11 protein-coding genes are annotated in these 13920 nt (G+C 47.1%); 8 read left to right on the top strand and 3 right to left on the bottom strand.

Annotated elements, in window-relative coordinates:
* Window positions 1-9: 9 nt before the first annotated feature.
* From R8N46_RS11080 to R8N46_RS11070, 3 genes are all read right to left on the bottom strand, one after another.
* Window positions 10-408: a hypothetical protein gene (locus R8N46_RS11080; RefSeq protein ID WP_080996681.1), complete on the bottom strand. Its 399-nt coding sequence runs from the start codon at window positions 406-408 to the stop codon at window positions 10-12.
* Window positions 409-510: 102 nt separating this feature from the next.
* Complete coding sequence (locus tag R8N46_RS11075; protein WP_171345890.1) at window positions 511-1113, bottom strand: response regulator transcription factor; 603 nt, start codon at window positions 1111-1113, stop codon at window positions 511-513.
* Window positions 1114-1138: 25 nt separating this feature from the next.
* Window positions 1139-2971: a sensor histidine kinase gene (locus tag R8N46_RS11070; RefSeq protein WP_171345889.1), complete on the bottom strand. Its 1833-nt coding sequence runs from the start codon at window positions 2969-2971 to the stop codon at window positions 1139-1141.
* Between the two features lie 178 nt (window positions 2972-3149).
* On the opposite strand from R8N46_RS11070, the gene dsrO reads away from it, so the two are divergent.
* The 8 genes from dsrO to R8N46_RS11030 all read left to right on the top strand — a co-directional run bounded on the left by dsrO (window position 3150) and on the right by R8N46_RS11030 (window position 13906).
* Window positions 3150-3917: a sulfate reduction electron transfer complex DsrMKJOP subunit DsrO gene (gene dsrO / locus R8N46_RS11065; protein WP_213972423.1), complete on the top strand. Its 768-nt coding sequence runs from the start codon at window positions 3150-3152 to the stop codon at window positions 3915-3917.
* On the top strand, window positions 3914-5044 hold the full coding sequence (gene nrfD / locus R8N46_RS11060) for an NrfD/PsrC family molybdoenzyme membrane anchor subunit (protein WP_171345888.1): 1131 nt from the start codon (window positions 3914-3916) through the stop codon (window positions 5042-5044). Before dsrO ends, nrfD begins: the two co-directional genes overlap by 4 nt.
* Window positions 5045-5061: 17 nt before the next feature.
* Window positions 5062-8154, top strand: coding sequence for a tetrathionate reductase subunit A (locus R8N46_RS11055; RefSeq protein WP_213972422.1), 3093 nt, complete (start codon window positions 5062-5064; stop codon window positions 8152-8154).
* Between the two features lie 277 nt (window positions 8155-8431).
* Window positions 8432-8995: a c-type cytochrome gene (locus tag R8N46_RS11050; protein WP_372059261.1), complete on the top strand. Its 564-nt coding sequence runs from the start codon at window positions 8432-8434 to the stop codon at window positions 8993-8995.
* 8 nt (window positions 8996-9003) lie between these two features.
* The gene (locus R8N46_RS11045; RefSeq protein ID WP_115386187.1) at window positions 9004-10056 is read left to right on the top strand and encodes a c-type cytochrome; all 1053 of its coding nucleotides are present in this window, start codon (window positions 9004-9006) and stop codon (window positions 10054-10056) included.
* Between the two features lie 301 nt (window positions 10057-10357).
* Window positions 10358-11689 (top strand): paraquat-inducible protein A, encoded by a 1332-nt coding sequence (locus R8N46_RS11040; RefSeq protein ID WP_171345885.1) that lies wholly within the window; start codon window positions 10358-10360, stop codon window positions 11687-11689.
* Window positions 11682-13328 (top strand): intermembrane transport protein PqiB, encoded by a 1647-nt coding sequence (gene pqiB, locus R8N46_RS11035; protein ID WP_017821656.1) that lies wholly within the window; start codon window positions 11682-11684, stop codon window positions 13326-13328. The genes R8N46_RS11040 and pqiB overlap by 8 nt, the downstream gene beginning before the upstream one ends.
* On the top strand, window positions 13328-13906 hold the full coding sequence (locus R8N46_RS11030; protein WP_115386188.1) for a membrane integrity-associated transporter subunit PqiC: 579 nt from the start codon (window positions 13328-13330) through the stop codon (window positions 13904-13906). Before pqiB ends, R8N46_RS11030 begins: the two co-directional genes overlap by 1 nt.
* Window positions 13907-13920: the final 14 nt, after the last annotated feature.

Raw genomic sequence — 13920 nt, 5'->3', positions numbered from 1 at the left:
AGCACGCTTTTATTCTCGGAACACACAGAAAGTCAGATGGACTCGATACTTACGGCCTATCGGTTCCGTCCAATGTTGCGCACCAATATAGGCACTGCACAACCAAATTGCCGAAGCAAAAATACCCACAAACAGAACAACAATAAATACATCGAGTTGATGTTGAGAAAACTGAATTAACTTTTCAGACAATTCGCACTTGCTGGTTTCTTTAGTATCAATCGACTTGACGCTCGAACGCTCATCAGTAAGTGAAACCGCGGGCGATTCCGTCTCATATTTCATAGAGCATGACGATGCAAAACCTGAATTTTGCATCAGACACACAACCACCACCCAGCCAATAATCGCTAGTAGCCATTTTGCCCGCTTATGTGGCGTGTGATGTCGTTTAGTCAACAAACTCATAAGAATTCAGATAAAGTAAGAACGAAGAAGATAATACGCGAGTCGTCATAAAGCTCAAGTTGTATCCTCTAAATAGCCTTAAGAGGCTTCACTCGGTAAGCTTTAATCTAGCTTGCCATAAATATATGCCAACTCTGCAACGGTTTTTGCCGAGAACTTCTTCAATAGATTAGCTCGGTGTACTTCAACCGTTCGCATTGCTATGCAAAGTTCGTCAGCAATACGAATGTTGCGCTTTCCTTCAATGATCAAACGTAAAATGTCTTTTTCTCTAGGTGTGAGCGATTCATAAGCCGATTTAGCTGCTGCCATATCGAGGTTTGTGGCAGACTGCGCCTGTCCCTGCAAAATGGCTCGTGCCAGTTCATCGCCTTTGACTGGTTTTTGGAAGAAATTGACCGCCCCAGCTTGCAATGCATCGACCGCCATCGGAACATCACCATGCCCTGTCAGATAAATAACGGCTAGCGGGCTGTTGGCTTGATTTAAAATTTGGTGCACTTGCTGACCACGAAGGTTGGGCATTCGGCTATCAAGGATCACGCATCCGGCTTGATGAATGTCCACTTTATCGAGAAAAGATTGCCCATCAGCAAAAGTCGTCACGTTGAAGTCATGCTCTTCCAGCATAAAAGCGAGCGAGTCACGCACCGATTCATCATCATCGACTACAAAAACAGGTAGCTGCTTTTCACCGCTGCTCATTGAATGCTCCTATGCCTAGTTCAGATTAGTTTTGATATGGAAACACAAGCTCAACCAAACAACCATGTGGTGCTGTCGAGCTGATGACAAACTCGCCACCATGCATTTCCATCACATCGCGACAAATGGCTAACCCTAGCCCAAGCCCTTCTTCTTTGCTACTCACAAACGCTTGAGTCGGATTCTCTTGCTGCAACCCTGTACCATTGTCTAACACTCGAATAGAGAGTTGACTGATTTGGTAATCGCAATGCAGGGCAATTTTACCTTGATAACCTGATGAGTGATATTTCTCTTGGAACAAAGTACACGCATCAATCGCGTTGCTGATCACATTAACTAAAACCTGTTGTACGCCAACTGCATCGACAAGTAACGGACGAATGTTCCCTTCTGTACTGGCCACAATAGAAATGTTTTGCTTCTGCATTCTAAAATGGAGCAACTCAATCGTGTCATCAATGAGTACTTGAAGATCACACGACGTTTTGTCGACACTTCGCTTGCGAATCAACGTTCTTAATCGCTGAATAATTGCATCGGCTCTTTCAACTTGACCCTGTATTTTCTCAAGTACAGGGACAATATCTTCATGAGGGCGCTTTTTGGCCAAGCGAAGTAAACCGCCTTCACTATAATTGCGAATAGCTGCCAATGGCTGATTGAGTTCATGGGCAAGACTAGTGCCGATTTCTCCGACAATCGCGACCCTTTGTGAATGTTCTAACTGTTCACTTTTCTCTTTTAATCGTAACGATGTCTGCTCCAACGCTTGCTTACTCTTGCTAAATCGATACTCAAGCCAAAAGTGGTACGCGTTCAACACAATCACAAACATGAACAGCGCCCACGCCCATTCTTGATGACTACGCAGCCAGCGCAGTGCCTCACTCCACCAAGGTTGTTGCAACGGATGGAGATCCAACGCCTGATAAAGTTTGTCGATGCTCAGCAAGCTGACGGGGGACGTCCAACCTGATGCGCCTGCCGCAATAACCGCAGGGTGTTCAGGTGGCATCGCTAACAATTCTTGCGCAATCTGTTTGGCGAGCTGAGCAGAGCCGCGCTCTGTTTTGGCAAATGACCAGTTTGGATATAACGGCGTAGAAACAGCGCACGAAGAATGTTCATTTGGCTGTTGATTTAGGACTCGAAAATCCCCTTGCTGTAAAAGCCCTTCACTTAGCATCTGTTCCAATAAACAAGCAGGGACGACGGCCGCTTCCACATTACCATCACGTAATTGATACAGGTTGGCATCAATAGGAAAACCAAGATAGCGGACATCAGAAAAGAAATCGTTTGGATTAAGCCCCATTTTGACTATTTGATAGCGCATCGTTAGATAACCACCAAACGCTTTTTCTGATACCGCCGCAACGGGACGTCCTGAGACATCTTGCACCGTTTGATAACTTGAATTGGCTCGAACCACAAGCGCCGAACCAATGCCATAATTCGAGTTTTGTGGGGCTCTGCTGGTTAGCGTTGCCATCCACGATAGCGCGTATTGCCTACCCAATCGCACTGCCTGACCTGGGTTAGTTAAGATGAAATCCATCGTCTGAAACTTCACCGCTTCGCCCATTTCATCCAAGTTAAGGGGATGAAGAACAAAATGCACATCAGAAATTTGCTGATTGAGCCAATCAATGGTCGGTTGCCATCTCTGCTCAGCATAAAGGTGACCACGTATCGCTAACACGCCCACTTCGACTTTCTGCTTGGCCTCTGGCTGCACTGCCTTTTGCTCTTGCATTTCTTGCAGATATTCTTGTTCAGAAACTGCGCCCTGAGCCAAAGATGCAAAGGCAACTAAGCAAAGAATCCAAAGCTGAAGCCACAGTGCTTTTTTCATGATGAGTCGAATCGTTCCGTCAAGAGAGTACGACAAGAATAACAGCTACCTTCCCTAAACCACATTTGTTTTAGATCAAGTTTGATCTGGGTATGTGGAAATCCACAATATAAGCCTCGCGGTGCATTTCTCACAATGGAAGCAGTCAATTCAAATACAACACAAAAGCAGGTGAGTTATGGATTCCACCAAACGTCGCTTTCTCAGCGCAGTTACAGCCGGAGCCGCGTTAATTCCAGTCGCAGGCATTGGCTCGGCAACTGCGGGAAACATTATTCGAAATAACCAGTCCGCCGACCGAAAAGGACAAGTCGGCAAGCGTTATGCCATGGTGATAGATTTGCGTAAATGTGTCGGATGCCAAGCGTGCACTGTGGGTTGCAGCATCGAGAACCAAGCGCCAATCGGTCAATTCCGAACCACCGTAAAGCAATACGAAGTTACGTTAGATGATGGCTCTACAGCCACGCGAGAAGCAAAAGCCTTTATGCTACCGCGCCTTTGTAACCACTGCGACAACCCGCCTTGCGTGGCAGTGTGTCCGGTTCAAGCAACCTTTCAGCGCGAAGATGGCATTGTCATGGTGGATAACAGTCGCTGCGTAGCGTGTGCGTATTGTGTACAAGCTTGCCCTTACGATGCTCGCTTTATCAATGAAGACACCCTCACCGCAGATAAATGTACCTTCTGTGCTCACCGTCTAGAACAAGGTCTATTGCCTGCCTGCGTGGAAACCTGTGTTGGCGGTGCACGTGTAATTGGTGATTTGAATGATCCATCAAGTGAAGTCCGCCACTTAATTGCGAAGCACCAAGACGATATCAAAGTGCTAAAACCCAATGAAGGCACCAAGCCTCACGTGTTTTACATCGGCATGGATGAACGCTTCACCAGCCACATCGACGGACAACCTGCTATTTACGACCCACAGGGAGAGCGCGCATGAACATCACCGAAGTGTTAGTCCAACCTCAAGCGATGGCTTGGCTCCCGTGGGCGGTGCAATATTTCTTCTACATCGGTTCGGCTTATGCGGCTGCTGTTTTATTCCTAATCGCCCTATTATTTGAAAAACACACCAGTCACAGACTGCGCGCTGCGCTTGTTCTGACGCTGGCCATCGGCGCCATCGTGGGGCCATTAGCGTTAACTGGCGACCTTCACCAACCGGGACGCGCATGGCATTTTTACGCACACATCACTCCGTGGTCATGGATGTCTTTAGGGTCGCTTTTCTTGCCTGTTTTCTCAGGTTTAGCGGTAGTGACTGCATGGCTGTATCTCCGCGAGGATCTGATCAACTTACGTAATCAGCCAGGGAAAGTACTGCCTCTAATTTCAAAGCTGTCACTGGGTGACTGGGTGCTCTCTCGTAGAGTCATGCTTATGGTATCTGTTATCACGGTGCTATCAGGCATCACCATTGCAGTCTACACAGGCGCTGAAATTGCAGTCGTTAAATCGCGCTCTTTATGGCACCAACCCGCGTCGCCGGTTCTTTGGTTTGTCACTGCGTTTATGAGCGCGGTCGGATTTTCTCTGTTGATTTGGCTCTTGCTGCCTAGTCAGTCAAAGACGCTGACATCTGGCGATACTAATTTACTTAAAAAATCAGTGGTTACCAGCGGTGTATTAACGCTGATACTGCTACCGATTTGGGCATCCAACAATTCCGCATTTTCGCTCTATTCTAGCGAACAATGGATGCACAACATTGCCCTGCTCACTTTTGTCGTTTTAGGTTGTGTTTTGCTCGCTTTCATCTTCTTGCGCGATACCAAAAAGTCCGCATCAGCCAGATTTCGTCACGTCATAGGGCTCAGTTTTGTGTCTGCTGCCGCACTGGCAAGTGCATGGCTGATTCGCTGGTTTACCATCATGGAAGTGCAAACCATCGCCAAGTTCGATGCAGGGCTGTATCCATACCAACTCACTATGGATGGAAATGGCTGGATAGGCATTATCGGCATGCTCGGATTATGGCTTGCACTGGCACTGCTCGGTTCGGAGCTGGTTCAGCCAAAACAAAAGATCGAAGTAAAAGCCTCATCACTCACCTTAACTGAACGCTAATCAAAGAGGATTTCATCATGGATAACAAACGCCGTCAGTTTTTGAAATCAGGCATTGCAGTGGGTGGGCTTGGCGCATTCGCTGCGGGTTACGCCACCACCACCAAACACATGGTCGAGGGTGCGCTCGAAGGCACTGCGGGAGAAAAAACGCGTGATATTCACCACGGTAACTCGCTTGAACCAGAGTACACGGTCAACAGCAAAGGCAACCTAATCCCTAATCCAAATCAGCGCGTTGCGCCATCGATGTGCTTTGGTTGTTGGTCACTGTGCGGATTGCGTGTACGCATTGATAACCGCAACGACGAGATTTTGCGTATTACTGGCAACCCATATCACCCACTCTCTCATCAGCAACACATTCCGTTCGAAACGCCAGTCAAAGATGCTTATTTAAGTTTGGCAGGAGAAGCGGGCCTTGACGGTCGTTCAACAGCATGCGCACGTGGCAATGGGATGCTAGAAATTCGCAACAGCCCGTACCGCATTACTCAGCCACTGAAACGAGTTGGAAAACGCGGCGAAGGAAAATGGATTCCGATCAGCTACGAGCAATTGATAGAAGAAATCGTAGAAGGTGGTGATTTATTTGGTGAAGGCCATGTTGATGGCTTACGCGACATTCACGATTTAACAACGCCCGTAGATCCTGAAAACCCAGAATATGGACCGAAAGCCAACCAATTGTTAATGACCAACGCCGGTAACGAAGGCCGAGACGACATATTCAAACGCTTCGCGTTCAACAGCTATGGTACGCGTAACTTTGGGCATCATGGCTCTTACTGCGGCTACGCATTTCGTGCTGGCAGCGGCGCATTCATGAACGATTTAGATAAGAACGCGCACTTGAAGCCAGACTTTGATAACGCGGAATACATCATCTTCATCGGTATGTCACCAGCTCAAGCGGGTAACCCTTTTAAGCGTCAGGCGCGCCAACTCGCCAATGCGCGAACAGAAGGTAGCTTGGAATACACCATCATCACACCAAGTTTGCCTGCTGGTTCATCGAGCTTGGCTGCCGGTGACAACAACCGCTGGGTACCAATCAAACCAGGCACCGACTCTGCCCTCGTGCTTGGCATGATCCAGTGGATCATCGAAAACCAACGCTACAACAAAACCTTCTTGGCGCAGCCGGGGGCAAACGCGATGAAGCGAGCCGGCACCGCGCACTGGTGTAATGCTACGCATCTCGTGATAAGCGATAATCAGCACCCGAGAAACGGCACGTTTTTACGCGCGTCGGACTTGAATCTGCCATTCGAGGGCGAAGCGTTGTCTGACTCCGACCCATACGTCATCGTGGATGAGCAAAGCGGCGAATTTGGTGTTCATACCCAAGAAGAGGAAGCGGCACTGTTTGTCGATAAAACGGTTTCGCTTGCATCGGGCGAAGTGCGCGTAAAATCGTCTCTACAAAGACTCAAAGAAGAGGCGTTCAAATACAGCCTTGCGTTCTACAGCCAACAATGTGAAATCCCTGTCGAACAAATTGTTGAACTAGCAAAGCGCTTCACCAGTCACGGAACAAAAGCGGTGGTCGATACCCACGGTGGCAACATGCACACCAATGGGTTCTATAACTCGTTTACCATCATGATGCTCAATGCGTTGATTGGTAACATAAATATGAAAGGCGGCGCGATGGCCAAAGCGGGTGGCTACCCAACTTCCGCTGCGGGTCCTCGTTACGACTTCACCAAATTTGCTGGCAAAGTCGGCCCGAAAGGCGTCTTTTTGTCGCGCAGTAAATTCCCCTACCACAAAACCAGCGAATACAAACGTCGCGTTGAGGCAGGAAAATCCCCTTATCCAACTCGCGCGCCTTGGTATCCGTTTGCCGCGCCACTGCTGACAGAGCACCTATCTGCGGCTATTGATGGTTATCCATACCGCGTTAAAGCGTGGATCAATCACATGGCGAACCCAATGTATGGTGTACCCGGTTTGAAAGCGCTGCTGGAAGACAAGCTTAAAGATCCAAAACAACTCGGTTTGATTGTGTCTGTTGATGCGTTCATTAACGAAACCACCGCATTGTCGGACTATATTGTGCCGGACACGGTCACCTACGAAAGCTGGGGTATGGCAACGCCTTGGCACGACGTTCCGGTGAAAACCGTCACCGCTCGTTGGCCGATTGTGGGAGCGCGAACAGAGAAAACCGCCGATGGTCGTTCAATTTGCTTAGAAAACTTTTTGATTGATGTCGCCAAGAAAATGCAACTGGGCGGCTTTGGTGACAACGCGATTCAAGATGCGCAAGGGAATTGGCACGCTCTCCACAGCGCTGAAGATTTCTACTTACGTTCCGCGGCAAACTTGGCTTATGTGAAAGGCGGGGTGCCTGAAGTTTCGGCAGAAGACATTGCGTGGTCCGGCCTAGAGCGTTTAATGCCAGCCATGCAGAAGACGCTGACAGCGGATGAGATGAAACGTGTGGCGTTTATTTTTGCTCGCGGTGGACGTTTTGAAAATGCAACCGAAGCGTATCAAGGTGAGCAAATGAAGCACAAATGGACACGACCTGTCGCGATATGGAATGAACGTGTCGGCAGCGCAAGAAACACCATGACCGGTGATTTCTACACGGGTTGCCCAACATGGCATCCACAAAAACTGGCCGATGGCACATCAATGGAAGACCAGTTCCCAAGCTCAGAATGGCCTTTCAGCCTGACGAACTTTAAATCCAACATTCACAGTGCGGTATCCAATCTATCGCCAAGGTTGAACTCGATTAAAGGCGTAAACCCAGTGTACATCCATCCAATCGATGCCGAGCGCGCAGGCATTAAAACGGGTGATGAGTTTGTTATCGAGACACCATCTGCAAGCACCAAAGCACTTGCGATGATAGTCAACGGGATTCGCCCTGGCACACTCGGATTTGAACATGGGTTTGGTCATACCGAGCTAGGACAACGCTCGCACTGGATCGGCGATAAACAACAACCCGTAAAAACGCGCAGCCAAGATGGCGTCAACATTAACGACATTGGCTTAATTGATCCTACCCGAGAAGGTAAAGGTGTATTGCTGGATTGGGTAGTGGGCGCGGCGGCACGTCAGTCCTTGCCGGCCAAAATCCGCAAAGCGTAACGCCGCACGTTAAGACGTCTCTACCACTTAGAGCTGCCGATTTGTGCAGCTCTTCACCACTTTGTTTTTATCGCTTATAGAACAACCAATAAAAACAAATACGGCCATTTACACTTATTAAATATGTGGAAATCCACAATACCTTTCATTATTGACAAGGCCGACAATATCGTCCGAGTGACTACCAAGTAGCACTTAGACATATTAATAAAAATTAAAGTGAGTCAGCATGTCAAAAATTCTTCCAGTGGTGGTGGCCTGTTTGTTAGCAACCACTATGGGCGCAAGCGCCTCGTCTATTCCGGAAAAAGCCAGCGTATGTAGCGGTTGTCACGGCCAAGATGGCATGGGACAGCCAAATATCGCGCCGATGATCGCTGGTTTAAACGCGAATTATCTCAACACTCAAATCGAACTATTCCTTAGTGGCGAACGCCAAAATGTGGTCATGCAAGGCATGGCGAAGGAACTCAGCGATCCCGCAGGCCGTAAGGAAGTTATGGAGTACTTTGCTAACCTCCCGAGCTATGAGTTCACGAATCCAGAACAACGCGGCGACCAAGCTGATATTCGTAACCCGTATCGTAAGTTAATTTTCCAAGGCGATTGGGATAGAAATATTCCAGCTTGCGCAACTTGTCATGGAGCCAGCGGTATGGGCGTCGACAAGTTCCCTCGCCTCGCAAGCCAACATGCTGATTACTTAAAAACGCAATTGATGGCATGGAAAAACGGCACTCGCAGTGGCGACCCGCTCAATATGATGGGGACCATCGCAAAAAATCTCACTGACAAAGAGATCGAAAATCTTGCTTACTACTTTGCCTCATTACGTTACTAGGAGCAGTCATGAAACGTTTCTATTCTTTGTTCGCACTGCCTTTCATTTCTACGCTCGTACTAGCTAACGCTCCATTACCGGACCGCCAGAAAGAGCTACCTGCGATAGAAAAAGAAAAGCACGGTGAATACTTAAAACCGCGTGATCTCAGCACAATCCCAAACACCGCATTTGGTGAGCAAGTAAAACGCGGTTACTCGCTCTTTGTTAACTCACAACAAATGCGCGGAAAATACGTTGGCAACGAACAAAACTGTGTGAACTGCCATATGGAGGCAGGACGAAAAGCAAACGCTGCGCCACTGTGGGCAGCTTACATGGCATACCCGGCATATCGTAAGAAAAACGATCGCGTAAACAGCTATGCTGACCGTATCCAGGGTTGTTTCGAGTATTCCATGAACGGTAAAGCGCCCGCTTACGATTCGCCAGAAATTGTTGCCCTTAGTGCTTACGCCTACTGGTTAGCGATGGGCGGTTTGCTTGACAAACATGGTATGGCGGATGAACCCATTCCAGAGCTAGACGCAAAAGCGTTGCAAATTGGTGGAAAAGCAAAAGACTTTCCGTTGCCCGAAGCCATCGCACAAGCATTACCAGTTGAAAAGCGAGGTAATCTCTCTGGGCGTGGCTACCCAAAAATCGCCGCCCCTGAGCAAGAACCATCAATAGAGCGAGGCGCATTGGTCTACGAAAAGAACTGTGAAACTTGCCATCGCGCCGACGGTTCAGGCATCAAAGACACCAACGACCATTCATACATTCCACCACTTTGGGGCGAATATGCGTATAACTGGGGCGCAGGTATGCACCGGATTAACACTGCAGCCTATTTTATTTACGAAAACATGCCGCTTGGGAAAAGTGTGCAGCTGACAGAGCAAGAAGCATGGGATGTCGCAGCATACGTCAACAGCCATGAGCGTCCACAAGATCCTCGATTCAAAGGCAATGTCACCGCAAACGCGGAGAAATATCACCAGCACCAAGGCTATTACGGCAAAACGCTCAACGGTACGCAAGTCGGCTCCAATGCCTTTAAGAGCGGAACGGTCAAGTAAAGTACAACTAAGCACCTTAAATAAAATGCTCTTTTTCCCTGCTCAGATTATCTGGGCAGGGTTACTTACCCTTAAAAACAAGTAATTACCCCTCCACAGACAAGCAATATCACATTATTTTCGGCTTCCAACATACTCATCTTCGCCGTAAAATCTTGTACCAAACGCGACTTCGTTTATGTCTTAGATCTCCCATATCCTCTAATGCCAAAAGTAAGAAACTCGTAAACTCCTGAATCAAAACAAGCGTGCCTAGTGAAAAAAGAGTATTCTTAAAGCAAATGAATCTAAAACCTACCCGATGAGTATTCAACCTAATTCCCGTCAGTTAATTTCATGCGAAGAGTGCGGCCTTGTTGTTCGCATTCCCGATATCGAACAGGGGCAAAAAGCACAATGTCCTCGATGTTCGCATTCGCTGACTAAAGTGAATGCCAAGCCTTACCAAAGCGTGATCGCCATATCATCGGCATGTTTGATCATGTTGGTGTTAAGCATTTCTTTCCCTTTTATGTCGTTCAGCGTGCAAGGGTTGTCGCAAGAAATCACCTTGTTGCACGCTGCAAAAATGCTGGCTGAGTTTCAAAATGTGCTTTTGGGTGTGCTGTTACTCGCAACAGTTATCGTTTTACCTGCAATCTATGTTGGCCTCATTCTCTTTCTTCACCTTGAAGCATTAAAAGCACGTAAACATCCCCCCTCTAAAAAGCAGCAACGAATGGCAAAAGTTTTATGCCGTCTTCTGTTTCGAGTCGAACCCTGGTTAATGGTGGATGTCTTTTTGATTGGCGTGTTGGTCAGCTTAATTAAAATCGCTTCCCTCGCAGACATAGGAATGGGCACTTCATTCTGGGCGTTTTGTGTATATACCGTTCTGGTAGTCAAATGCATATCAATGGTCGACAAAAGCTGGCTCTGGGGGCACTTTATTCCAGCTATCGAGCTATCTAATGTAAAAGAGGGTGATACGCACCATAACCACAACCATATTGGTTGTCATACGTGTCACCAGCTCAACCCTATTGAAGCTAAAAAACACCAACACTGCATTCGTTGTAAAAGCCCTATTCACAAATACAACCCCGCAGACAACTTACAAAAAGCTTGGGCGCTTTTGTTTGCTTCAGTCATTTTCTATATCCCTGCAAACCTCTACCCTATGATGTACACCGTAAGTCTTGGACATGCAGAAGGTTCAACTATCATGGAGGGGGTAATATTGCTTTGGCATTTAGGTTCTTACCCTATTGCGATGGTAATTTTCTTTGCTAGCGTATTTATTCCAATGGCGAAAATGCTGGCACTCGCGTGGCTGTATTACAATGCGCAAAAAGCGCGATATCTTCCGCACGAAGAGAGTATTTCACGCTTAAAGATCTACCGTATAACTGAGTTTATTGGCCGTTGGTCCATGATCGATATCTTCGTCGTCGCGATCTTAGTTGCACTGGTTCAACTGCAAAACTTAATGGCGATTTATCCAGGTCCTGCTGCGCTCTCTTTCGCGGCAGTGGTCATTTTTACTATGCTTTCTGCAATGATATTTGACTCACGTTTGTTGTGGCAATTGCCACAAAACGAAGTGCAGGAGCCGATTTCTGACAACTTAAACGAGAAAGCCAAATATGAGTGATGAGAACAACGTAACCGCTCAAATAAAACCGCAAAAGCAGATTTCTGCGATATGGATTGTCCCGATCCTTGCGCTAGCCATGGGAGCGTGGATGCTGTTCCAATATATCAACAGTACAGGCCCACAAATTACTCTCCAACTGCCAACCGCAGATGGGATTGAGGTTGGCAAAACCGAAATCCGAGCATTGAATGTAAAAGTCGGACTGATTACTGAAGTCACTCTCAGTGAAAATTACGATCACATCATCGCTAAGGCACAAATGAACAAGGATGCAGAACGCATGCTGCGAGATGACACCATGTTTTGGGTGGTGAAGCCTCGTATTGGCCGTGATGGCGTTTCAGGTTTAGAGACCTTGCTCTCTGGCGCTTACATCCAACTTCAACCGGGTAAATCTAAGATAGAGAAAGAGCGCTTTACGGTCTTAGATGTTCCCCCAGTGGCCTCTCCTGATGCAGAGGGGTTACGCCTTGTGTTAACACACCGCGAGGCTGGTAAGCTAGGCGTTGGTGACCCCGTTATTTATAAAGGCTTTACGGTTGGTCGTGTAGAGAAAACCAGCTTTGATGTTGACACTCGCAAAGCGTTATACCAACTCTTTATTTTCAAGCCTTATGACAGCTTAGTGCGCACTCGTACCAAGTTCTGGCTGAATTCTGGCGTAGATTTACAGCTCAACGCTGAAGGGTTCGAAGTCAAGTTTGGCTCATTAGAGAGCATGCTAACGGGTGGTGTTACCTTCGATACCGTTCCAGGTCTTGAATCCGGTGAACAGCTCACTGAAAATATGGTCAACTTCCGCTTGTACGATGATATTAAACAACTTCGAGAAGGCATGTACGATGATTATATTGAATTCGTTATGCTTTTTGATGAATCGGTACGAGGACTTAAACGTAAGGCACCTGTCGAATATCGAGGCTTGAGAATTGGTACTGTGATGCGTGTACCAATGCGACTTCCAACCCCAGAAGAGAACTTTTCTGCGAAAAAAATCCCTGTATTGGTACGTATCGAGCTCGGCCGTGTTTATGGCGATTTCCAATCCCAATCTTTACCAATGTTAAAAGATAAATTGAAGAGTGAGTTTGCTAAAGGCCTACGTGGTACTTTAAAAACAGGTAACTTATTAACAGGCGCACTGTATGTTGACGCCGACTTCTATCCAAACGACGAGCCTTACGTACCGAGTAAGTTTGCTGATTTAGATGTTTTCCCAACCATGCGTGGTGGTTTTGCGCAGGTTCAGCGCCAAGTGAACGACTTCCTAAATAAGATTAATAACTTACCAATGGAAGAAACACTAGACTCTCTCAATTCAACGTTAAAAACGTCCGAAAAAACGTTAGCTTCAGCAGAACGCGTGGCGGACAGTATTGATAAACTTTTGAATCAAAAAGAGACGCAAGAGATCCCAACAGATATTCGCCAAAGCTTACAGCAATTACAAAAAACACTCGATGGTTATGGGCCCAACTCAACCATGTACAGCGAAATGGAAGCCACGCTAAAAGAATTAGAAAGCGTGATGACAGAGTTTAAACCCGTACTTAAACAGCTAAACGAAAAGCCAAACTCTCTCGTGTTTGGAGAAGATGAAATCAGTGACCCAATACCAGTTAAAGGCAAAAACTAATGAAACGAGTATTCTTTCTGTCTATCGCGCTATTTGTCGGTCTAACGGGTTGCAGTAGCGCTCCGCAAACTAAAGGAGCTATGTACCTTCTACCTAAGGCGGAACCAGTGACGCTGAGCTCTTCTGATATCGCTCAGCGCCCAACTTTAGTTGTTCGTCCAGTGACATTGGCGAGTTATTTGAATGATAATGGCATTGTTTATCGAACCTCTGAGACCCAAGTTATTCAGGCGAAGCACAATCAATGGGCGCACAGTATTTCTGAGCAAATCACTCAGAGAGTCGTCGCGGAACTACGTCACAAGCAAAGTCATTACTGGCCGACTGAAATGAATAATCTGTTGGATCAAAGCGGTGAAGCCAAACTCCAGCTTACGTTAAATAAATTTAATGGCAGCTACAAAGGTAATATCGAAATTGAGGGGGAATGGTTACTCATTAATGCCGAAGGTAAGGTAGAAAACAGCGCGCCAGTACAAATCTCACAGCCGCTTCAAGATGAGGGCTATGAAGCGCTCGTCAACGCTTTATCCATAGGCTTAGAAAGCCTAACCTCAGACATTGCCAAACAACTCTAAGTCAATGTTAATTA

Source organism: Vibrio sp. 1874 (assembly GCF_033344395.1).
Lineage (GTDB): Bacteria > Pseudomonadota > Gammaproteobacteria > Enterobacterales > Vibrionaceae > Vibrio > Vibrio alginolyticus.
The sequence above is the reverse complement of the archived record's forward strand: the minus strand, read 5'-3'. Positions and strand labels throughout refer to the sequence as shown.

Bases quoted from the DNA above. Each gene is read 5' to 3' on its own strand.
- R8N46_RS11080 (WP_080996681.1), bottom strand. From the start codon at position 408: ATGAGTTTGTTGACTAAACGACATCACACGCCACATAAGCGGGCAAAA.
- pqiB (WP_017821656.1), top strand. From the start codon at position 11,682: ATGAGTGATGAGAACAACGTAACCGCTCAAATAAAACCGCAAAAGCAG.
- R8N46_RS11040 (WP_171345885.1), top strand. From the start codon at position 10,358: ATGAGTATTCAACCTAATTCCCGTCAGTTAATTTCATGCGAAGAGTGC.
- R8N46_RS11045 (WP_115386187.1), top strand. From the start codon at position 9,004: ATGAAACGTTTCTATTCTTTGTTCGCACTGCCTTTCATTTCTACGCTC.
- R8N46_RS11055 (WP_213972422.1), top strand. From the start codon at position 5,062: ATGGATAACAAACGCCGTCAGTTTTTGAAATCAGGCATTGCAGTGGGT.
- R8N46_RS11030 (WP_115386188.1), top strand. From the start codon at position 13,328: ATGAAACGAGTATTCTTTCTGTCTATCGCGCTATTTGTCGGTCTAACG.
- R8N46_RS11075 (WP_171345890.1), bottom strand. From the start codon at position 1,113: ATGAGCAGCGGTGAAAAGCAGCTACCTGTTTTTGTAGTCGATGATGAT.
- nrfD (WP_171345888.1), top strand. From the start codon at position 3,914: ATGAACATCACCGAAGTGTTAGTCCAACCTCAAGCGATGGCTTGGCTC.
- R8N46_RS11070 (WP_171345889.1), bottom strand. From the start codon at position 2,971: ATGAAAAAAGCACTGTGGCTTCAGCTTTGGATTCTTTGCTTAGTTGCC.
- dsrO (WP_213972423.1), top strand. From the start codon at position 3,150: ATGGATTCCACCAAACGTCGCTTTCTCAGCGCAGTTACAGCCGGAGCC.
- R8N46_RS11050 (WP_372059261.1), top strand. From the start codon at position 8,432: ATGGGCGCAAGCGCCTCGTCTATTCCGGAAAAAGCCAGCGTATGTAGC.